We start from the raw sequence: 20,986 nt of genomic DNA on the forward strand, positions 1-20,986 counted from the left end.
CCCCCGCACCGTGAGCAGACCGGGATCGCCCGGCCCACCGCCCACGAGGGCCACCGTGCCGGGAGCCTGCACGCTCTCGGCGCCGGGGACGCCGGGGCGCTGCGGGGCCACGGGGATCTCCCCCGTCTCCAGCCGCGCGGCCAGCCACGCGGTGACGGCCTTCGCCCGCCGGGGGTCCGCACCCGCGTTGACCGCCACGGTGACCCCGTGCGCGCGAGCCACACCCGGGACCCACGCGCTGGACCCCGCGGCGTCGCCGCCCGCGACGCAGAAGACCCGCTGCTCCTCCGCCGTGCGATGCACGAGCCCCTGCACCTCGGCAGAGTCGGTGTGGGCGAGCACGAGCCACGCACCGGTGACGTCCTCCGGGAGGAACCCGCGCCGGTGCCACACGAGGGCCCCGGACTCCGCCAGCTCGGCCAGTCCCGGCTCCACCCGCGGGGCCACCAGCTCCACGGCCGCGCCCTCCGCGAGCAGCGGGGGCACCCGCCGGGCCGCCACGGGCCCGCCACCCACCACGAGCACTCTCCGGCCGGACAGGTTCAGTCCGAGGGGGTAGGTCATGGGCGGGGCTCTCCTGGCGCAGCGGTGGGAACGGGAACACGCCATGCTACGCACGGTCCCCGCTCACACTGCCCGGGCTGTCACACGGGCGTCACACGGGCCCGCGGCGGTGCCTCACTCGGTGGCGGTGCCCTGCTTCCAGTAGCCCATGAAGGAGATGTCCGTCTTGGGCACCCCGCCGCTCACGCACATCCGGCGCATGGACTTCACGGCGGAGGACTCCGCGGCCAGGAACCAGTAGGTGCCCCGCCCCTCGGAGCGCGCCGTGTTCCACACGAACTCGCTCTCGTCCTGCCACCAGGACAGCTCGGTGTGCCCCGCGGCCCAGTGCCTGCGGGCGTGCTCCGAGAGCCGCTCCCACAGCCACAGCTCCAGCTCCAGGTTGCGGTCGCGCGCCCCGCGCGGCAGCCACGTCCAGCGCAGCTCGGTGCCGCCCTCCAGGACCACGTCCAGCTCGGTGCCGTCCGCGGACGACGCCGCACGGGCCAGCGCGCGCGGACCGGCGGCCGCCACGGCGTCGCCCTCAGCGGGGACCTCCACGGCCACCGTGACGGTGCGCGGGGGAACGTAGGGGGTGTCCGCGGGGTGGTTGACCCGCACCCCCTGCTCGATGCCGTCCACGATCGCGGAGATCGCGGGAAGCGCGGTCTCGTCCCCGGCGACCACCACGTCCTGGCCGGCCGCACGGCGCTCGTCCCACGCGGCCCACCACGATCCGTCCCCAGCGGGCACGAGCAGCTGGGCGGTGTCCCCCTCCCGCACGGTGTCTCCCCACGCGGCTCCCGGGCCCATCCCGTGCTCGGGGTCCTCGTGGAGCACCACGTCGATGGCCAGCTCGGGGACGGTGGTCCCCGCGAGGTCCACTGTGGCGGCGTCGCGCACGGTGTACGTGCGCATCCAGCCGGAGCTCTCGGGCGGGGCGGCCATGAACTCGCGGCGCCACCGGGCCATGTCGGAGACGTCCACGGCCACGGAGCCGCCGCGGGTGGGCGGGATCAGCACCTTGATGTAGGAGTCCGCGCGCGGACCGGGGCCCTGGGCGCCCCACGGCAGCTCCCGCAGGGCCTCTCCCGCCACACGCACCCGCACCAGGTGCTCGCTGAGCATCTCGCGCGCTGTCACCGTGGCGTTCACGCACGCCAGCTGGGTCATGAGGACACCTCGTGGTCGTCGGCTCGGATGGGGGACGGTGCTTCCGGGGTCCGCCCCGGGGGTGCGTCGGCGCACGGGGCGGAGGGCACCGGCACGGGTCCGGGCTGCGACGCCACCGGGGATCCGTCCGATGCGCCGGGGCGCGCAGCGCCCGTGGAGAGGGGGATGACCACGCGCGCGTCGGTCACGCGGTCGTGCAGCACGCGGGCGCGCATGTCGAACACGTGGCCCACCGTGGCGTCGGTCATCACCTCGGCGGCGGTGCCCTGGGCCACCACCACCCCGTCCTTGAGGGCCACGAGCACGTCCGCGCAGCGCGCGGCCAGGGACAGCTCGTGCAGCACCATCACCAGGGTGATCCCCCGCGCACGCTGCAGCTGCCCCAGGATGTCCAGGATCTCCACCTGCCGGGCGATGTCCAGGTAGGTGGTGGGCTCGTCCAGCAGCAGCACGTCCGTCTGCTGGGCCAGGGCGAGCGCGATCCACACGCGCTGGCGCTGCCCGCCGGAGAGGTCGGTGACCTGCCGGTCCACCAGCTCGCGCAGGCCGGTGAGCTCGAGCGCCTCGGCCACGGCGGCGTCGTCCTGGGCGCGCCAGCGGCCGAACGCCCCGCGGTGGGGGTGGCGGCCCCGGGAGACGAGCTCCCGCACGCTCACGCCCTCCGGTGCCACCGGGTCCTGCGGCAGGAAGCCCACGGTGCGGGCGAAGCGCGTGCGGTGCCAGCCGCGCACGTCCTCTCCCCCCACCAGGACCTCACCGGAGGCTGGAGTGAGCTGCCGCGCGCAGGTCTTGAGCAGCGTGGACTTCCCGCAGCCGTTCGCGCCCACGAGCGCGGTGACCCGCCCCGCCGGGAACGTGACGCTCACGTCCCGCAGCACGGGGGCCCCGCCGTAGCCCACCTCCAGGTGCCGCACGGACATCTCGGGCGACGACGCCGCCCACCCGGCCCGCGCGGGACCGTCCGGTGCGTGCGGGGTCGCGGTGGTGCGTGGGGAGTTCTCGGTCACGGTGTCCCGGTCCTTGTCGTCGGTGGTCATGCCTCCGCCTTTCCGCGTCCGATGAGCAGCCACAGCAGCACGGGCGCTCCCGCCGCGGCGGTGACCACGCCCACGGGCAGGGCGAGGTCCGGAATGGCCTCGGCCGCCACGTAGTCCGAGACCACCATGAGCACCGCGCCCACGAGGGCGGCGTGGTGGGCGTGGCCCGCTCCCCCGCCCAGCCCCCGGGCAATGGGCGCGGCCATGAACGAGACGAACGCCACGGGGCCCACGGTGGAGGCCGCCACGGCCACGAGCACCACGGCGAGCGCGAGGGCGGTGATCCGCACGCCCTGCACCCTCACGCCCAGACCGGCCGCGAGCGCGTCCCCGGTGCCGAGGGCGTCCACGGACGGGGCGAGCCACGCGCACACGGGCAGCAGCACGAGCAGGCACACCGCCACGCGGGCGATGTCCTCCCAGGAGGCGGCGTTCAGGGAGCCGGTGAGCCACTGCATGGCGTCCTGCGCGGCGTAGATGTCCGCGCGCGTGAGCACGGCGTTGATGGCGCCACCGGTGAGCGCGCCGCCGGCCACTCCGGTGAGCACGAGCTTGCCGATGTTGGCGTGCGTGCCGCCCGCCGCGAGCACCACCGCGGCCATGAGGCCGATCCCGCCCACGAGGGAGCTCAGCGTCACGGCCGGCCCGGAGAGGCCGAAGACGGTGATGGCCACCACGGCGCCGAGCCCCGCCCCGGAGGAGACGCCCATGATGTCCGGTGACGCCAGGGGGTTGCGCAGCACGCGCTGGAACAGGTGGCCCGCGAGGCCGAACGCCATGCCGGTGAGGATCCCCAGCACGGTGCGCGGCAGGGTGATCTGCCACACGATGTAGTCGGCGGGTCCGGTGTAGTCGTGGGCCAGGACCGCGAGCAGGTCCGGCACAGCCACCACGTACTTGCCCAGTGCCACCCGGGCGAAGGCGGCCACGAGCAGCACAGCGAGCAGTCCGAGCGTGAGGCGGCGCGTGCGGCGTCGTGACCGGGTGCGGCCCGCCTGCACAGCGGCGAGCGTCCCGGTGGACGGTGCCGCCGGAGTGAGAGGGGCCGGGACAGTGGGGGCGCTCATGCGCTCACCGTCTTCCCGCGCAGCACAGCCACGAGTGCGGGCGCGCCGATGACGACGAGGGCGATCCCCACCTGGATCTCGCGGTCCGGCACGAGCACCCGGGCAACGACGTCCGAGACCAGCACGATGAACGGGCCCGCAAACAGACATGCCGGGAGCACCCTGCGGTAGGAGACGCCCACGAGCACGCGCACCGCGTGTGGCACCAGCAGGCCGCAGAACACGAGCGGGCCCACGAGTGCGGTGGAGGTCCCGGCGAGCAGCACCACGGCCACCCCGGCGAGCGAGCGCGTCAGGGCGGGGTGGGTGCCGAGGCCGCGGCCCAGCGCGTCGCCGAGCACGAGGGTGTCCAGGGAGCGGGCCAGCGAGCATCCCAGCACGAGGCCGACGAGAATCACGGGGGTTGCCGCGACGAGGAAGGTGCCGTCCGGGCGGGTCAGCTCCCCCACCTGCCAGCGGCGGAACGTGTCGAAGGTGGCCTGGTGGCTCAGCAGGATCGCGCTCGTGAGCGCCGTGAGCCCGGCGGAGACGGCCGCACCCGTGAGCGCGAGGGTCACGGGCCGGGCCCCGCCGCGCGCCGCGGCGGCCAGGGCGTAGATCGCGACCATGGCCACGGCGGAGCCGAGGGCCGCGAGCCACAGCTGGTGCGTGACCCCTGAGAGCCCGAATGCGGCCCCACCGAGCACCACCGCGAACGCGGCACCCGCGGTCAGCCCCAGGATCCCGGGGTCCCCCAGCGGATTGCGCGTGGCCCCCTGCAGCAGGGCCCCCGCAACCGCGAGCGCGGTCCCGGTGAGCAGCCCGGCGGCGGTGCGCCACACGCGGGACTCCACCACGGCGCCGTCGAGCGCGGGAACGCCCGGAACGGAGCCCGGGTCACCCCCGAACACGCTCGGCACCACCCGCCACGTGCTCCCGAGGTCGATCGGGCGGGAGCCGCACGAGACCGAGAGGAGCACCGAGAGCACGAGCAGCACGCCGAGCACGAGCCACGGCACGGCCCGACGCCCCGGGCGCCCCGCACGGGCGAAGTGGTCCGTGCGGACGGGGCTCGGGGCGTCGGCGCGCGCGAGGGTGCTGCTCGGGGCCACGGAGGCTAGGCCCCCAGCGCGTTCTTGATCGCCGGGACGTGGGTGTCCAGGGCGTGCGGCAGGGACAGCGGGGAGGACGAGTAGCCCGAGAGCACGTCCTGCTTGCTCGTGAGGAACAGCCCGTGGCCGGCCGCGATCGCGGGAATGGTCTTGAGCACGGAGTCGGTGCGGAACGTCTCGGCCTGGGCGTCGTCCTCCGCGGCGGCCACGAACAGGTCGCTGTGCAGCTCGTCCGCGCGCTCCTTGGGCCACTCGCGCCAGAACTCCTTCTCCGAGATGTTCTCCTTCACCACCGGGGCCAGGCTCAGACCCAGCTCGGTGAGGAAGCGGGGGCGCCCGTCCGAAGGGCCGTAGAAGCCCAGGGACTGGGTGACGTCCCCGTAGATGAAGGTCTTGCCCTGGGCGCCGCCCAGGTCCTCGGAGCGCTCGCGGATGAGCTTCTCGGTCTGGGACACGAGGTCCTCTCCGGCCTGTGCGCGCCCCAGGGCCTGGGCGGTGAGCCGCTGCATGTCCTGCCACGAGTTGACCCACGGGCCCGTGGGGTAGGCCACCACGGGGGCGATCTTGGTGAGCCGCCCGTACTCCTCCTTGGTCACCCCGGAGTTCACCGCGATGATCAGGTCCGGGCTGAGCTGGGCGAGGTCCGTGAAGTTGATCCCGTCCGACTCGTCCATGGTCTGGGGGCTCTGCCCGCCCAGCTCGGAGACCTTGGCGTCGAACCAGTCCGTGGAGCCCTTGTCGTTGCCGCCCCACGCGACCTTGGTCATGCCCACGGGGACCACGCCGAGTGCGGCCACGAAGTCCTGGGTGTTGCTGGCACCCACGCACACCACGCGCTCGGGGGCCTTCTCCACGGTGGTGGAGCCCAGGGCGTGCTTCACCGTCACGGGGAAGGTGTCGGTGGGGGCCGAGGAGGCCGTGGCACCCGCGGTGCTGCCGGAGCCGCCGCCGTCCCGGGAACCGGTGGAGCAGGCCGTGAGCCCCACGAGGGACGCGAGGGCGAGGCCGGAGCCGAGCAGGGTGCGGCGGTCGAGCTGACGCGGGCGGGGCTGGGACGAGTCGCGGGACATGGGCTCTCCTCGGGCGGGGAATTTGATAAGGCTTGCCTAACCTAATTCACCCGAACGGCCGGTCGCAAGCGGGCTTCCGGTCCCCGGCCCCGCTCTCCGCCGGGGCGCGCAGTCCGCACGCTCAGGACGTGGTGCGAATCACCTTGTGCGCGGCGGCCTGGGCCACGGGCTTGAGGGTGAGCGTGTCGATGTCCACGTGGTGCGGCAGCTCCACCGCGAACGCGCACACCTCGGCCACGTCCTCGCCCGTGAGCGGCTTCTCGACCCCCGCGTAGACCTGCTCGGCCCGGTCCTCGTCCCCGCCCAGCCGGTTGAGCGAGAACTCCGGGGTGTGCACGAGACCCGGAGCGATCTCGACCACCCGCACGTTGTGCTCGGCCTCCTCCAGCCGCAGCGCCTCGGTCATCGCGCGCTCGGCGTGCTTGGCGGCGTTGTACCCCGCGCCGCCCTCGTACGCGCGCCACGCGGCCAGGGACGTGAGGTTCAGCACGGTGCCCTCCCCGTTCGCGCGCAGGGCCGGGAGGAACGCGCGGGTCACGCGCAGGGTGCCCAGCACGTTCACCTCGTACATCCACTGCCAGCCGGTCACGTCCGCGTCCAGCACGGAGTCCGTGCCGCGCGCCCCGCCGGAGATGTTGAGCACCGCGTCCACGGTCCCCTGCTCCGCGAGCACCCGGTCCCGCAGCGCGTCCACCTGCTCCTGCACGGTCACGTCCGTGGGCACGGGCACCGCGCCCGTCTGCTCGGCGAGCGCCGCGAGCCGCTCGGCCCGGCGGGCCACGGCGTACACGGTCCACCCGCTCGCGCGCAGCCGCCGCACCGTGGCCTCCCCGATTCCCGTGGAGGCCCCGGAGACCACCGCCACCTTCCCCGCGCCCAGGGCGTGCGGCGCGGGATACCTCGATGCTGTGTTCTGAGTCATGGCAGCGAGTCTACGGAGCACGACGCCGCCCGGGCTGGTTCCGCGGACCCAGCCCATCGCGGCCTCCACGCCCCCGGCCACCCCGCGCGGGTCGCTCCCGGAGGCGCGCAGGCGAGCGGGCGGCGTCGTCGTACGGCGGTTGGAGCGGGCGGAAACGCTCGTGAGAGACTGGCGGCATGGCACATGAGACGACGGGTACAGACACGCCCGAGACCCCTGACCACGCAGCGACCCCCGCCGCGGTGACCGTTCCCGAGAAGCCCGCCCTGGAGGGCCTGGAGGAGAAGTACGCCACCCTGTGGCGCGAGAACGGGACCTACGCGTTCCGCGAGGACACGGACCGGGAGTCCGTGTACTCGATCGACACTCCCCCGCCCACGGCGTCCGGCTCCCTGCACGTGGGACACATGTTCTCCTACACGCAGACGGACGTGATCGCGCGCTACCAGCGCATGAGCGGCAAGAACGTGTTCTACCCGCTGGGCTGGGACGACAACGGCCTACCCACCGAGCGCCGCGTGCAGAACTACTACGGCGTGCGCTGCGAGCCGGGCAGGCCGTACGTCGAGGGCTACCGGCCGCCGGAGAAGCCCGCCAAGAACCAGCGGGACTGGGACGTGGTCTCCCGCCAGAACTTCATCGAGCTGTGCGAAGAGCTCGCCGTGGAGGACGAGAAGGTCTTCGAGCACCTGTTCTCCACCCTGGGCCTGTCCGTGGACTGGAACCGCACCTACCGCACCATCGACGCCCACTCCCGCAAGGTCTCGCAGCTCGCGTTCCTGAAGGACTACGAGGCCGGCAACGCCTACATGGCCGAGGCCCCCACCATGTGGGACGTGACCTTCCGCACCGCCGTGGCCCAGGCCGAGCTGGAGGACCGCGAGCGCGAGGGCGCCTACCACCGCGTCTCGTTCCACCGCCCGGACGGCGAGAAGGTCTTCATCGAGACCACCCGCCCCGAGCTGCTGCCCGCGTGCGTGGCCCTGGTGGCCCACCCGGACGACGAGCGCTACCAGCACCTGTTCGGCACCACGGTGCGCTCGCCCCTGTTCGACGTGGAGGTGGAGGTGCGCGCCCACCCGCTGGCCAAGCCGGACAAGGGCTCGGGCATCGCCATGATCTGCACGTTCGGCGACCTCACGGACGTCACCTGGTGGCGTGAGCTGGACCTGCCCACCCGGGCCCTGATCGGACGTGACGGCCGCTTCCAGGCCGAGCAGCCCGAGTGGATCGCGGACGGCGCCCCCGCCGAGCGCTACGCGGAGGTGGCCGGCAAGACGGTGTTCTCCGCGCAGCAGGCCGTGGTCGAGATGCTGCGCGAGTCCGGGGACCTGGACGGCGAGCCGAAGAAGATCATGCACCCCGTGAACTTCTACGAGAAGGGCGACAAGCCCCTCGAGGTGGTCACCTCCCGCCAGTGGTACATCCGCAACGGCGGCCGGGACGCCGAGCGCCGTGACGTGCTGATCCAGCGCGGCCGGGAGATGTCCTGGCACCCCTCGTTCATGCGCTCGCGCTACGAGAACTGGATCGAGGGCCTCAACGGGGACTGGCTGATCTCGCGCCAGCGCTTCTTCGGTGTGCCCTTCCCGGTCTGGTACCCGCTGGACGCCTCCGGCGAGCCGGACTACGAGCACCCCGTGCTGCCCTCCCCCGAGCAGCTGCCGGTGGACCCCGCCGCGGACACCGCCCCGGGCTACACCGAGGAGCAGCGGGACCAGCCGGGCGGGTTCATGGCGGACCCGGACGTGCTGGACACGTGGGCCACGTCCTCCCTGACTCCGCAGATCGCCACGGGCTGGGGCGTGGACGAGGACCTGCACGCCAAGACGTTCCCCATGGACCTGCGCCCGCAGGGCCACGACATCATCCGCACGTGGCTGTTCTCCACGGTGGTCCGCGCCGAGACCCTGGCGGGCACCGTGCCGTGGACGAACACGGCGCTGTCCGGGTGGATCCTGGACCCGGACCGCAAGAAGATGTCCAAGTCCAAGGGCAACGTGGTGGTCCCCACGGAGGTGCTGGAGAAGTACGGGGCGGACGCCGTGCGCTACTGGGCCGCCTCCGCGCGCCTGGGCGCGGACACCGCGTACGACGAGGGGCAGATGAAGATCGGGCGCCGCCTGGCCATCAAGCTGCTCAACGCCTCCAAGTTCGTGCTGGCCCAGGGCGTCACCGAGGCCTCGGTGCTGGGGTCTGGGATGGACGCGTCCGTGGTCGGCAACGACCTGGACCGTGCGCTGCTCGCCCAGCTGGCCACCGTGGTGGAGCGCGCCACCGCCGCGTTCCGCGAGTACGAGTACGCCCGCGCTCTGCAGCTGATCGAGTCCTTCTTCTGGACGTTCACGGACGACTACGTGGAGCTCGTCAAGGACCGCGCGTACGGCTCTCGCGGCGAGGCGGCCCAGGCATCCGTGCACGCCGCGCTGGCCACCACGCTGGACACCGTGCTGCGGCTGTTCGCGCCGTTCCTGCCCTTCGCCACCGAGGAGGTGTGGTCCTGGTGGCGCACCGGCTCGGTGCACCACGCCACCTGGCCCGTCACGGACGGCTGGGCGGCACTCGCCGAACAGGGCGACCCGGAGGTCCTCACCGTCGTGGGCGAGGCGCTGTCCGGGCTGCGCAAGTCCAAGTCCGAGGCCAAGGTCAAGCAGCGCACCGCCGTCACCTCCGCCACGGTCTGCGCCCCCGCAGCCCAGCTCGAGCAGCTGCGCGCGGGACTCGAGGACCTCATGGCGGCGGGCAATGCCGCGGACCTCACGCTCTCGGCCGCCGAGGGCGAGCTCGCGGTGAGCGACGTGGTCCTGGAGCAGACCGAGCAGGGCTGATCCACCGTGGCGGCCGGGCGCGGCTCCGCGACCACGACGACGCGGGGCACCACCGCGTCCCGGTCAGGCGGGTCCCCCTCCACCGCAGCGGTGAGGGGGAACCGCGGCCGGGGATCGCGCCGGCCCGGCCGCTGGACACGACTCCTGCGCCGGGCTGTGGTCGGGGTGCTCGTGGCCCTGCTGGTGCTGACCGCGGCGAGTGTGGTGGGCAACGCCCTGACCACCCCGCCCGAGACCCTCGACCCCGACGCGGGTGCGTACACCCAGGTGGACGGGGCCGCCGTGCACTACGAGCACTGGGCCGCCCCGGCCGGAAGCACCTCCGCGGCCGCCGCGCCCGTGGTCCTGCTGCCGGGGTTCGCGGAGTCCACGGTCGCGTTCCGCGCCACGGCGCCCCTGATCGCCGCGCAGGGCCGCGAGGTGTACGCCCTGGACCTGCCCGGTGTCGGCTACACCCGCGGCGGGGACACCGAGAACCTGCGCTCCCAGGCGGACCTCGTGGCGGACACCATCCGTTCCCTGGGCCTGCGGCGCCCCGTGGTCGTCGGTCACTCGCTGGGAGCAGCGGTGGCGGGCGGCACCGCCCTGTGGCACCCGGAGCTGGTGGGCGGCGTGGTCTTCGCGGACGGCGACGCCCAGGACCTCCACCTGGGTGATGGCACCTGGCGCGCACGGATCGCCCGGCTGCCCCACACCACGAGCGTCTACCGGATCGTCACCCGGTGGACCTGGCTGGACCGTTCGGCGCTGGCGCGCTCCTGCGGCTCGGCCTGCACCGCCTTCGACGGCGAGGCCGGGGCCGACCTGGCCCGCGCCTGGCTGCGCCCGATGACCCAGGGCTCGATGGAGCACGCGCTGCTGGGCTCGGCAGGACGCAGCGGCATCCTGCACCTGGAACCGGAGCAGACCCGCGCGATCGCCGTTCCCCGCGCCATCATCTGGGGCGCGGAGGACGAGCGCTCCGGCGGTTCCCTGCAGGACACCCGGGACAGGCTCGGGCACCCGGCCGAGCGGATCATCCCGGGCGCCGCCCACAACGTCATGAACGCGCAGCCGCAGGCCTTCGCCGACGCCGTGGTGGCCCTCACCGACACCTTCACCCGTGATCCCGGCAGCGGCTGCGGCGGCGCGGACTGCCCCGCCGGGAGATGACGGCAGGGCGGCGGCTCCACCCACGACGAAACCCCGCCCGGGCGCTTTCGAGGGAGCACCGGGGCGGGGTTTCCGCTGCCCTGGGGCGGGGCGCCGTGAGACGTACCGGCCACACCGGGAGGGTCAGCTGAAGTCCGGGCCCTTCTCGCGGCCGCGCTTGAGCTCGTAGAACCCGGGGTAGGACGCCAGTGCGAGCGCACCGTCCCAGACCTGGCCGGCCTCCTCGCCCTTGGGCGCGGGAGTGAACACGGGACCGAAGAAGCCCACGCCGTTCACGGCAATGCACGGGGTGCCGATGTCCCGGCCCGCGACGGCCCGTGCCTCGTCCGTGGAGGCGCGCAGGGCGGCGTCGTACTCCGTGGAGTCCTTGGCCGCCGCGAGGTCTGCGGGCAGGCCGACCTCCGCGAGGGACTCGGTGATGATCTGCTCCAGGTCCTCCACGCCGCCGGGGTGGCGGCGCGTGCCCATCGCGTCGTAGAGCTTCTTGCGGTACTCGTCCCCGTGCTGCTGCGCGGCGGCCTCCACCACGCGCACGAGCCACATGGACTCCTCGTGGCCGTGGTGGTGGTTGTCCGGGTTGTCCTCGTTGAGGATGCCCAGGGAGATGATCTTCCAGTCCACCTCCACGTCACGGACGCGCACGACCTCCTCCATCCAGCGGGAAGTCATCCATGCCCACGGGCACAGGGGGTCGAACCAGAAGTCGACGTGCTGCTTCTCTGCCATGAGAGGTCCTTTCGTGCGTTCGCTACGGCCTCACGCGGACTTGTGACGACGCCGCTCGGCCTCGATCATCTCGTGCGTGAAGATTTCGGGGTCAGCGAGCTTCGTCACGGCGTCCTCGGTGACGAGCACCGCGGCGATGTCGTCCCGGCCCGGCAGGTCGAACATCACGGGCATGAGGATGTCCTCGAGGATCGCGCGCAGACCGCGGGCACCCGTGCCGCGCTCTAGCGCGAGCTCGGCAATGGCCTCCAGGGCCTGGGGGTCGAACGTGAGCTCCACGCCGTCCAGCTGGAAGAGCTTGCGGTACTGCTTGACCAGGGCGTTGCGGGGCTCGGTGAGGATCCGCACCATGTCCGCCACGGACAGCTTGGACAGCGTGGTCACCACGGGCAGGCGGCCGATGAACTCGGGGATGAGGCCGAACTTGAGCAGATCCTCGGGCTGGACCTGCCCGGCGATGTCCACCTCGCTGGTGTCCTTGATGGGCGCTCCGAAGCCGATGCCCTTCTTGCCCGTGCGCTGCTGCACGATCTCCTCGAGACCCGCGAACGCTCCCGCCACGATGAACAGCACGTTGGTGGTGTCCAGGTGCAGGAACTCCTGCTGCGGGTGCTTGCGGCCGCCCTGCGGCGGCACGGACGCCACCGTGCCCTCCAGGATCTTCAGGAGCGCCTGCTGGACCCCTTCGCCCGATACGTCGCGCGTGATCGAGGGGTTCTCCGACTTACGCGAAATCTTGTCGATCTCGTCGATGTAAATAATCCCCTGCTCCGCCTTCTTGAGATCGAAATCAGCGGCCTGGATGAGTTTGAGAAGAATGTTCTCCACGTCTTCACCGACGTACCCCGCTTCCGTCAGGGACGTGGCGTCCGCCACCGCGAACGGCACGTCCAGCTTCTTGGCGAGCGACTGCGCGAGGTAGGTCTTGCCGGAGCCGGTGGGGCCCACCAGCAGGATGTTGGACTTGGCGACCTCGATGGCCTCCTCGTCCCCCTCGGCACCGGCCAGGGACAGCGTGTGCCCGGAGACGCCCGCGCGGATGCGCTTGTAGTGGTTGTAGACCGCCACCGCCAGCGCCCGCTTGGCGGGCTCCTGGCCGATCACGTACTCCTGGAGGTGGTCGTAGATCTGCTGCGGGCGGGGAAGCTCCGTCTGGTCCGTCTCCGCGACCTCGGTGAGCTCCTCCTCGATGATCTCGTTGCACAGCTCGATGCACTCGTCGCAGATGTAGACCCGGGGGCCCGCGATCAGCTTGCGCACCTGCTTCTGGCTCTTGCCACAGAAGGAGCATTTGAGCAGGTCAACGCTCTCTCCGATGCGCGCCATGTGTCAGCCTCACAGTTCGTCGTGGCGGGTGCTGGGACCACTCTAGGCGAGCGGCTCGCGGCACGCCGAATCCTCGTGGGCACGCGCGCGGCCACGGCCCACCGGGGTGGTGGGGCGTGGCCGCGCGCGTAGTGCTCGTGTCCGCTCAGGCCTGGGTGACCGTGGCGGGCTTGTTGATCTTGCGGGAGTCCAGGACCTGGTCGATGATGCCGTAGTCCTTGGCCTCGGCCGCGGTGAGGATCTTGTCGCGCTCGATGTCGCGGTTGATCTGCTCGGCGGGCTTGTCCGTGTGCAGCGCCATGGTCTCCTCGAGCCACGTGCGCATGCGCATGATCTCGTTGGCCTGGATCTCGATGTCCGAGGCCTGGCCGCCGCCCTGGCCCTCCATGGCGGGCTGGTGGATCAGCACGCGCGCGTTGGGCAGCGCCAGGCGCTTGCCCGGGGTGCCGCCCGCGAGCAGCACGGACGCGGCCGACGCCGCCTGGCCCAGGCACACGGTCTGGATCTCCGGGCGGATGTACTGCATGGTGTCGTAGATGGCCGTCATGGCCGTGAAGGAACCGCCCGGGGAGTTGATGTACATGGTGATGTCCCGGTCCGGGTCCTGGGACTCGAGCACGAGCAGCTGGGCCATGATGTCGTCCGCGGAGGTGTCGTCCACCTGGACGCCCAGGAAGATGATGCGGTCCTCGAACAGCTTGGTGTACGGGTTCTGCCGCCGGTAGCCGTACGGGGTGCGTTCCTCGAAGTCGGGAATCACGTAGCGGCTGGAGGGCAGCTGCGGTGCAGTGGCGTGGGGCAAGTTCATTGATCCGTCCTGAGAAGTCTGTGAGTGGTGCCTGCAGGTGCGGGCCGTGGCTACTGCGAGTCCTTCATCGTCCCGCCGCCGCCGGTCACGCCACTGGCGGACTGTGCGATGTGGTCGAAGAAGCCGTACTCCAGGGCGCGCTGGGCGTCGAACCAGTTGTCGCGGTCGTTGTCGCGCAGGATGGTCTCGAGCGTCTGGCCGGTCTGCTCGGCGGTGAGCTCCGCGAGGCGCTGCTTCATGGAGAGGATCAGCTCCGCCTGCACGCGGATGTCCGAGGCCGTGCCGCCCATGCCGCCCGAGGGCTGGTGCATGAGGATCCGGGCGTTCGGGGTGGCGTAGCGCTTGCCCGGGGTTCCGGAGGAGAGCAGGAACTGCCCCATGGAGGCCGCCAGGCCGGTGGCCACGGTCACCACGTCGTTCGGGATCAGCTGCATGGTGTCGTAGATGGCCATGCCCGCGGTCACGGAACCGCCCGGGGAGTTGATGTAGAGGAAGATGTCCGCCTCGGGGTCCTCGGCGGAGAGCAGCAGCATCTGGGAGCAGATGAGGTTGGCGTTGGTGTCCTTCACCTCGGAGCCCAGCCAGATGATGCGCTCCTTGAGGAGGCGGTTGTAGACGTAGTCGTCCTGCCCGCCCGGTGCCATGTCCTCCATGCGCGGAGTGGCCGGCGCGGCACCGTACGGCTGAATGGGAGTGGAGGTCATGAATGCCCTCTTTCTTCTGGAAGGGTCGCAGCGGCTCGCGGCGCGAGCCCGGACCCACGTACATTTCCTGACTCAGAAGCGTAGTGCTCGCCCCGTCCGCGCACCCCCGTCAGCCCGTGCTGTTCGCTGGTGGCGCATGGTGGGCCGGGGACGACGAAACGCCGCGGCCGCACCCCGGGAAGGGGCGGCCGCGGCGTCGTCTCACGCGTGCTCCGCCGGGGCGGAGGGGTGGGTCACTCGCTCTCGGGAGCCTCGGTGCCCTCGGCGTCGTCGGCCGCGCCCACGAAGGAGGACAGGTCCACGGTCTTGCCGTTGGAGTCCGTGACCTTGGCGGTCTCCAGGACCTTGGCCAGGGCCTTGCGGCGGCGCACCTCGCCCACCATCATCCCGGCCTGGCCCGAGCCGTCGAGCATCTGCGCGAACTGGTTCGGGTCCATGCCGTACTGCTGGGACATGGAGATGATGTAGTCGATCAGCTCGGACTGCTCCACGCCGACCTCTTCGGCCTCGGCCACGGCGTCCAGGATGATCTCGTTGCGGAACGCGGTCTCGGCGTTCTTGCGGACCTCGGCGCGGTGCTCCTCGGTGTCGTGGCCCGGCTCCGCGGAGGCCTGGGCCTGCTCGGAGTCGAAGTGCTGGGAGATCTGGTCCTCGATGACCTTCTCCGGCACGGGAACCTCGATGAGCTCCACGAGCTTGTCGAGCACCTTGTCGCGGGCCTCGATGCCCTGCTCCACCACGGCGGACTCGGCGGCCTGCTTCTTCAGGTCCTCCTTGAGCTCGGCAATGGTGTCGAACTCGGAGGCCAGCTGGGCGAACTCGTCGTCGGCCTCGGGCAGCTCGCGCTCCTTGACCGCGGTGACCTTGACCTTCACGGTCGCCTCGGCGCCGGAGTGCTCGCCACCGGCCAGCGTGGTCTCGAAGGTGGCGTCCTCGCCGGCGGAGAGACCGGTCACGGCCTCGTCGATGCCCTCGAGCATGGTGCCGGAGCCCACCTCGTAGGAGAGGTCGTTGGCGGCGTCGACCTCGTCGCCGTCCACCAGCGCCTGCAGGTCCAGGGTCACGTGGTCACCCTCGGCAGCGGGACGGTCCACGGCCTTGAGCGTGCCGAAGCGAGCGCGCAGCTCGTCCAGGGCCTTCTGCTCGTCCTCGGCGCTGGCCTCGCGGGCCTCCACCTGGACCTCGAGACCCTTGTAGTCCGGCAGCTCGATCTCGGGGCGGATGGCCACGGAGATCTCCACCTTGGTGTCCGCCTCGCGATTGTTCTCCTCCGGCTTGGAGAGCACCTCCACCTGGGGCTGGGACAGCGGGGTCAGCTCGTTCTCCGAGAGCGCCTGCTGGTAGAAGGCGTTGAGGCCCTCGTTCAGGGCGTTCTCCACCACGAAGTCGAAGCCCACGCGCTGGTCGATGAGCTTGGAGGGGACCTTGCCCTTGCGGAAGCCCGGGATCTGGATCTGGTTGGCCAGCTCCTGGTACGTGCTCTGCACGAAGGGCTTCAGATCCGCGTACGCGATGTCAACGGTGATCTTCGCCTCGGTGGGGTTGAGTTTCTCGACGGCGCTCTTCACTTCCGCTGTACTCCTGGGGTCGATGGGTGCTTACGGCAACGGACCGGGGTCGGTCCGGTGGGTCCTCGAACGGCGCGGCGCGGGGCGGCGCACCGTTCAGACGTCGGGGTGACAGGACTCGAACCTGCGATCTCCTGCTCCCAAAGCAGGCGCGCTAGCCACTGCGCTACACCCCGCACTCGCGTGCACGGGGCACGCGGCGAGGTTCCGCACGTGGGCGGAACCGGGCCGTCGGAGCACCCGCGGGCGCGCCGACATCACGACAGTCTATCGTGTTGCGGCCCCGGGCTCGGAAACCGTGCGGTCCGGGGCCCACGAGGGCACCGGGCGAGTGGCACGGCCCTGGTGCCTCGTGTACGCTTTCCACGTCCCCGGGGGCGTAGCTCAATGGTAGAGCCCCAGTCTTCCAAACTGGCTACGCGGGTTCGATTCCCGTCGCCCCCTCGCAGAACACCGAGAACCCCGTCGCAGCAGTGCGGCGGGGTTCTTGCGTTTCCCCGGCCGTCCAGCCGGAAGGGGTGGGAGCGAGCCTGCTCCTGGGACCGCGCCGGCCCCGGGGCACGACGCCGCCCGGTCACCGCCCGCCGTGCCTCACCCCTGGCACGCGGGGCACCAGTACAGGCCGCGCCCGTTGAGGTCCTTCGTGAGGATCGTGGCACCGCACCGCAGGCACGGCTGCCCGTGGCGGTGGTAGACGTAGTTGGCGTGCTCGGGCCAGGCCTCCGTGTCCGGGACACCCGGGCGGTCCTCGGGGTCCGTGGTGACGATCCGCCCCAGTCGCACGCCGGCCGCCATGAGCGCCACGTTCTCCTCCCACAGCCCCAGCAGGTCCTCCCCCGTGAGCGAGGTGCCCGGGGTCATGGGGTCCACCCCGCGGCGGAACAGGGACTCGGCGCGGAAGATGTTGCCGATCCCCGCGACCACGTGCTGCTCCATGAGCAGCACGCCGACGGGCCGCCGGGACCTTCCCGCGACTCGGACGAACGGCTCGGGGTCCGCGTCCGGGTCCAGGGGGTCCGGGCCGAGCTTCGCCTCCGCGGCCCGCGCCTCCTCCGGTGTCTCCGCAGTGCACAGTGCGGGACCGCGCAGGTCCGCCCAGCCGTGCTCGCCCGCGAGGCGGACCCGCACGGCACCCACGGGGGCGTCGGGAACGACCCGACCGGCGTCGTCGTACTCCACCGCCGTGGCCGCGGAGCCGGTCTCCCGCTCCCCCACCCGGCGCGGGGCGCCGATCGACGACGCCGCGGCGAAGCTCTCGTCCCCCGCGAAGCTCCAGGCCCCGTAGATGCCCAGGTGCGAGCGCAGCACCAGGACGTCCTGCGGGTCACCGGGTGCCGCGAGGTCCAGGTAGAGGTGCTTGCCGTGCGCCCGGGAGCGCACGAGCACCCGGCCGTCCAGGGCTGCGGCACCGGCGGCGAAGCGCCCCTGCGGGCTGCTCACGCGCAGCCGCTGACCCTCGAAGAGGTCGCCGATCTGACGCGCGAGTCTGTGGACGGAGTGACCCTCGGGCACGGGCGCGGACCTCCGCTCAGCTCGCGGTGAACGGGCGGGGCGTGACGGCGGAGAGCTTGCCCGCGATGTCACCGGTGCGCTCGAACTCGGCGAGCTGCCCGATGCGGCGCACGTGGCGCTCGTCCCCGGAGAACGGCTCCGCGAGGAAGGCGAGGGCGAGCTCGAGCGCCTCCTCGAACTCGTGCTGGCGCCCGCCGAGGGCCATCACCTGGGCGTCGTTGTGCTCGCGGGCGAGCTTGGCGGTGTCCGTGTTCCACACCAGTGCCGCCCGGATGCCGGCCACCTTGTTCGCGGCCATCTGCTCCCCGTTGCCGGAGCCCCCCAGCACGATGCCGAGGGAGTCCAGGCCGTTCTCGCGGTCCTCGCGCACGCCCTGGGCGGCGCTGATGCAGAAAGCGGGGTAGTCGTCCGCGGCGTCGTACTCCACGGGACCGTGGTCGATCATCTCGTAGCCGTGCTCGGTGAGCCGGGCCATGAGGTGGTGGGACAGGTCGAGGCCCGCGTGGTCGGTGGCGATGTGCACGCGCATGGGTTCTTCAGCAACTCCTCGGTGGGGTGCGCGGCGCCGGGGACCCGGGACGCGCGGACGGCATGTGTCCCCACTGTAGCGCCGGGCCCGGCGCCGGCGGGGCGGGTCCCACGGGCCCGCGGGACGGGTAAGGGCGGTGCGTGCGGCGCGGGTGGTGCCGACCGGACCCGCCGGAGCGCGCGGACGTCCCCGGGGCGGTCCGCCGCGGCCCGGCGGGGCTGCGGGGCGGCGTGCGCCACGGTCTCCGCCGCGAACCGTGCACAGGGTGTGGCGACTGCCATAATGGCCAGATGCGCCGCGTGCGCATCGAATTGTCGTCGAGGAGAGGAACGCCGTCGTGCCCGGAACCAATCTGACCCGAGCGGAGGCCGCCGAGCGCGCGCGGAACATCTCGGTGGAGTCCTACCACGTGGCGCTGGACCTCACGGGCGACCCCGAGACGTTCCCCGTCCGCACCGAGGTGGTGTTCACCGCCGGGCCGGGGACGAGCACGTTCATCGACGCGATCACCGCGTCCGTGGACTCCGTGACCCTCAACGGCACGGCCCTGGACCCCGCCGAGGTCAGCGACGGCGAGCGCATCCAGCTCCCCGACCTCGCCGAGCGCAACGAGCTCGTGGTGGAGTCCCGCATGCACTACATGAACACGGGTGAGGGTCTCCACCGTTTCGTGGACCCCGTGGACGGGGAGGTGTACCTCTACTCCCAGTTCGAGGTGGCGGACACCCGGCGGATGTTCCCGGTGTTCGAGCAGCCGGACCTGAAGGCCACGTTCCGCTTCACCGTGACGGCGCCCGCCGAGTGGGCCGTGGTGTCCAACCAGCCGACCCCCGAGCCCGTGACGGTCTCCGAGGGCGTGGCGCGCTGGGACTTCTCCCCCACCCCGGTGATGTCCTGCTACGTCACCGCCCTGGTGGCCGGGCCGTACCAGAGCACGCACGACAGCCTGGTCTCCGCGGACGGGCGGACCATCGAGCTGGGCCTCTTCGCACGCCGCTCCCTGTTCGAGCACATGGACGCGCAGGAGATGTTCGAGATCACGAAGCAGGGCTTCGAGTTCTACGAGTCCCAGTTCGCCACGCCCTACCCGTTCGAGAAGTACGACCAGCTCTTCGTCCCGCAGTTCAACGCCGGTGCCATGGAGAACGCGGGCGCCGTGACGTTCGTGGAGTCCTACATCTTCCGCTCCAAGCCCGCCCAGGCGCTCGTCGAGCGCCGCGCCATCACCGTGCTGCACGAGCTCGCGCACATGTGGTTCGGGGACCTCGTGACCATGCGGTGGTGGAACGACCTGTGGCTCAACGAGTCCTTCGCGGAGTACATGTCCACGCTGGCGTGCGCGCAGAACACCCGGTACACCAATGCCTGGACCACGTTCGTGGCCGGTGAGAAGTCCTGGGGCTACGCGCAGGACCAGCTGCCCACCACGCACCCCATCAAGGCCGAGATCCCGGACCTCGAGGCCGTGCTCGTGAACTTCGACGGCATCACCTACGCCAAGGGCGCCTCGGTGCTCAAGCAGCTCGTCGCGTGGGTGGGCCAGAAGGAGTTCATGGCCGGACTCAGCCGGTACTTCGACAAGCACGCGTGGTCCAACACCGAGCTCTCGGACCTCATGGTGGAGCTGGAGGCCGCGAGCGGGCGCGACCTCGGGGACTGGTCCGAGCGCTGGCTCGAGACCGCGGGGGTGAACACGCTGGTCCCGCGCGTGGAGACGGACGACGACGGCGTCATCACGTCCTTCGCCATCGAGCAGATCGGCCAGGAGGGCCACCCCACCCTGCGTCCGCACCGCGTGGCCGTGGGCTTCTACGACCACCACGAGGACACCGGGCGCCTCACGCGCACGTTCCGCGTGGAGCTGGACGTGGACGGCGAGCGCACCGAGGTCCCGCAGCTCGTGGGCCGGGAGCGCCCGGACCTCGTGCTGCTCAACGACGACGACCTCGCCTACGTCAAGATCCGCCTGGACGAGTGCTCGCTGGCCACCGCGATGACCCACATCGGGGACTTCGAGGAGTCCCTGCCCCGCTCGCTCGTGTGGGCCGCGGCGTGGGACGCGGTGCACGACGGCGTGAGCCCGGCGAGCGACTACGTGCGCCTGGTGCTCTCCAACGTGGGCCACGAGACGGACTCCACCGCCATCCAGGTCCAGCTGCGCCAGCTGGACGCGGCACTGGACCGCTACCTCGCCCCGGAGCACGCGGACGAGGTGCGCGCGGCCGCCGCGAACACGCTCTGGGACCTCACGGCATCCGCCGAGGCGGGCTCCGACCAGCAGTGGCAGTTCTTCCGCGCCTTCCTGCGCCGGGCCTGCACCGAGGCGCAGCTCGACCGCGTGGCGGGCTTCTTCCGCGGCGAGGGCGTTCCCGACGGCGTGGAGCTGGACACGGACACCCGGTGGGCGGTGCTCACCGCCCTGGTGGCCGCGGGCCGCGCCGGTGCCGAGGACGTGGACGCCGCCCTGCGCGAGGACAACACCGAGACCGGGGCCATTGCCGCCGCCACCGCGCGGGCCGCGGTCCCCACGCCCGAGGCGAAGGCCCAGACGTGGCGGCTCGTGGTGGAGCAGGGCGCACTGCCCAACTCCCAGCAGCAGGCCGCGATCGCCGGGTTCTTGCGCGTGCACGACGACGCCCTGGTGGCCCCGTACGCCTCCCGCTACTTCGAGGAGGTCACCGGGGTGTGGCGCGGGCGCACGCACGAGCTCGCCCAGCAGATCGCGGTGGGGCTGTTCCCGCGCCACGCCGCGCAGGACACGGTGGACGCCGCGCAGCGCTTCCTGGACGGCCTCGACCCCGAGCTGAGCGGTCTGCGCCGCATCGTGCTGGAGCGCCAGGACGGCGCCCGACGCGCGGTCCGCGCCCAGCAGGTGGACGCCGCCGCGCTCGCCACGGACGGCGCGGAGACCGGCCGGTGAACGACGCCGC

At 72.0% G+C, this 20,986-nt stretch carries 17 protein-coding genes and 2 tRNA genes; 4 read left to right on the forward strand and 15 right to left on the reverse strand.

Annotation, left to right across the window (positions count from 1 at the left end):
• From CWC38_RS00750 to CWC38_RS00780, 7 genes are all read right to left on the reverse strand, one after another.
• Nucleotides 1–564 (reverse strand): precorrin-2 dehydrogenase/sirohydrochlorin ferrochelatase family protein (locus tag CWC38_RS00750; protein WP_133306224.1); only part of this gene is annotated, 564 nt, incomplete at its 3' end.
• Between the two features lie 114 nt (nucleotides 565–678).
• Nucleotides 679–1,716, reverse strand: a complete 1,038-nt coding sequence (locus CWC38_RS00755; RefSeq protein ID WP_121844950.1) for a siderophore-interacting protein — start codon at nucleotides 1,714–1,716, stop codon at nucleotides 679–681.
• Nucleotides 1,713–2,636, reverse strand: a complete 924-nt coding sequence (locus CWC38_RS00760; RefSeq protein WP_424321737.1) for an ABC transporter ATP-binding protein — start codon at nucleotides 2,634–2,636, stop codon at nucleotides 1,713–1,715. The genes CWC38_RS00755 and CWC38_RS00760 overlap by 4 nt, the downstream gene beginning before the upstream one ends.
• 113 nt (nucleotides 2,637–2,749) lie before the next feature.
• The gene (locus CWC38_RS00765; protein WP_121844952.1) at nucleotides 2,750–3,820 is read right to left on the reverse strand and encodes a FecCD family ABC transporter permease; all 1,071 of its coding nucleotides are present in this window, start codon (nucleotides 3,818–3,820) and stop codon (nucleotides 2,750–2,752) included.
• On the reverse strand, nucleotides 3,817–4,911 hold the full coding sequence (locus CWC38_RS00770; protein ID WP_121844953.1) for a FecCD family ABC transporter permease: 1,095 nt from the start codon (nucleotides 4,909–4,911) through the stop codon (nucleotides 3,817–3,819). The genes CWC38_RS00765 and CWC38_RS00770 overlap by 4 nt, the downstream gene beginning before the upstream one ends.
• 5 nt (nucleotides 4,912–4,916) lie before the next feature.
• Nucleotides 4,917–5,981, reverse strand: coding sequence for an ABC transporter substrate-binding protein (locus CWC38_RS00775; protein ID WP_121844954.1), 1,065 nt, complete (start codon nucleotides 5,979–5,981; stop codon nucleotides 4,917–4,919).
• A 121-nt stretch (nucleotides 5,982–6,102) separates the two neighbouring features.
• Nucleotides 6,103–6,903: an SDR family oxidoreductase gene (locus CWC38_RS00780; RefSeq protein WP_121844955.1), complete on the reverse strand. Its 801-nt coding sequence runs from the start codon at nucleotides 6,901–6,903 to the stop codon at nucleotides 6,103–6,105.
• Nucleotides 6,904–7,079: 176 nt separating this feature from the next.
• On the opposite strand from CWC38_RS00780, the gene valS reads away from it, so the two are divergent.
• Together valS and CWC38_RS00790 are read left to right on the forward strand one after the other, a co-directional pair.
• The gene (gene valS, locus CWC38_RS00785) at nucleotides 7,080–9,731 is read left to right on the forward strand and encodes a valine--tRNA ligase (RefSeq protein WP_121844956.1); all 2,652 of its coding nucleotides are present in this window, start codon (nucleotides 7,080–7,082) and stop codon (nucleotides 9,729–9,731) included.
• A 171-nt stretch (nucleotides 9,732–9,902) separates the two neighbouring features.
• A complete protein-coding gene (locus CWC38_RS00790) occupies nucleotides 9,903–10,883 on the forward strand; it encodes an alpha/beta fold hydrolase (protein ID WP_165860309.1) in 981 nt (326 codons plus the stop codon).
• Nucleotides 10,884–11,006: 123 nt separating this feature from the next.
• Here CWC38_RS00790 and CWC38_RS00795 read toward each other — a convergent pair whose 3' ends face one another.
• The 6 genes from CWC38_RS00795 to CWC38_RS00820 form a co-directional block, all read right to left on the reverse strand.
• On the reverse strand, nucleotides 11,007–11,609 hold the full coding sequence (locus tag CWC38_RS00795) for a mycothiol-dependent nitroreductase Rv2466c family protein (protein ID WP_121844958.1): 603 nt from the start codon (nucleotides 11,607–11,609) through the stop codon (nucleotides 11,007–11,009).
• A 30-nt stretch (nucleotides 11,610–11,639) separates the two neighbouring features.
• Nucleotides 11,640–12,935, reverse strand: a complete 1,296-nt coding sequence (clpX, locus tag CWC38_RS00800; RefSeq protein WP_121844959.1) for an ATP-dependent Clp protease ATP-binding subunit ClpX — start codon at nucleotides 12,933–12,935, stop codon at nucleotides 11,640–11,642.
• Between the two features lie 145 nt (nucleotides 12,936–13,080).
• Entirely contained in the window at nucleotides 13,081–13,743 is a 663-nt protein-coding gene (locus CWC38_RS00805; protein WP_121844960.1) for an ATP-dependent Clp protease proteolytic subunit, read from the reverse strand.
• Between the two features lie 50 nt (nucleotides 13,744–13,793).
• Nucleotides 13,794–14,447: an ATP-dependent Clp protease proteolytic subunit gene (locus CWC38_RS00810; RefSeq protein ID WP_121844961.1), complete on the reverse strand. Its 654-nt coding sequence runs from the start codon at nucleotides 14,445–14,447 to the stop codon at nucleotides 13,794–13,796.
• Between the two features lie 233 nt (nucleotides 14,448–14,680).
• Nucleotides 14,681–16,015 carry a trigger factor gene (gene tig, locus CWC38_RS00815; protein ID WP_121844962.1) on the reverse strand — a complete coding sequence of 445 codons (1,335 nt, stop codon included), beginning with the start codon at nucleotides 16,013–16,015 and terminating at the stop codon, nucleotides 14,681–14,683.
• A gap of 103 nt (nucleotides 16,016–16,118) precedes the next feature.
• Nucleotides 16,119–16,191, reverse strand: a tRNA-Pro gene (locus tag CWC38_RS00820).
• A gap of 197 nt (nucleotides 16,192–16,388) precedes the next feature.
• Here CWC38_RS00820 and CWC38_RS00825 point away from each other — a divergent pair.
• Nucleotides 16,389–16,459, forward strand: a tRNA-Gly gene (locus CWC38_RS00825).
• A 147-nt stretch (nucleotides 16,460–16,606) separates the two neighbouring features.
• On the opposite strand, the gene CWC38_RS00830 is transcribed toward CWC38_RS00825, so the two are convergent.
• Both CWC38_RS00830 and CWC38_RS00835 read right to left on the reverse strand, forming a co-directional pair.
• Nucleotides 16,607–17,527: an Fpg/Nei family DNA glycosylase gene (locus CWC38_RS00830; RefSeq protein WP_121844963.1), complete on the reverse strand. Its 921-nt coding sequence runs from the start codon at nucleotides 17,525–17,527 to the stop codon at nucleotides 16,607–16,609.
• A 16-nt stretch (nucleotides 17,528–17,543) separates the two neighbouring features.
• Nucleotides 17,544–18,056, reverse strand: a complete 513-nt coding sequence (locus CWC38_RS00835; protein ID WP_121844964.1) for a ribose-5-phosphate isomerase — start codon at nucleotides 18,054–18,056, stop codon at nucleotides 17,544–17,546.
• Nucleotides 18,057–18,393: 337 nt separating this feature from the next.
• On the opposite strand from CWC38_RS00835, the gene pepN reads away from it, so the two are divergent.
• The gene (gene pepN / locus CWC38_RS00840) at nucleotides 18,394–20,976 is read left to right on the forward strand and encodes an aminopeptidase N (protein ID WP_121844965.1); all 2,583 of its coding nucleotides are present in this window, start codon (nucleotides 18,394–18,396) and stop codon (nucleotides 20,974–20,976) included.
• Nucleotides 20,977–20,986: the final 10 nt, after the last annotated feature.

This window comes from Kocuria tytonicola, assembly GCF_003687455.1.
Lineage (GTDB): Bacteria > Actinomycetota > Actinomycetes > Actinomycetales > Micrococcaceae > Kocuria > Kocuria tytonicola.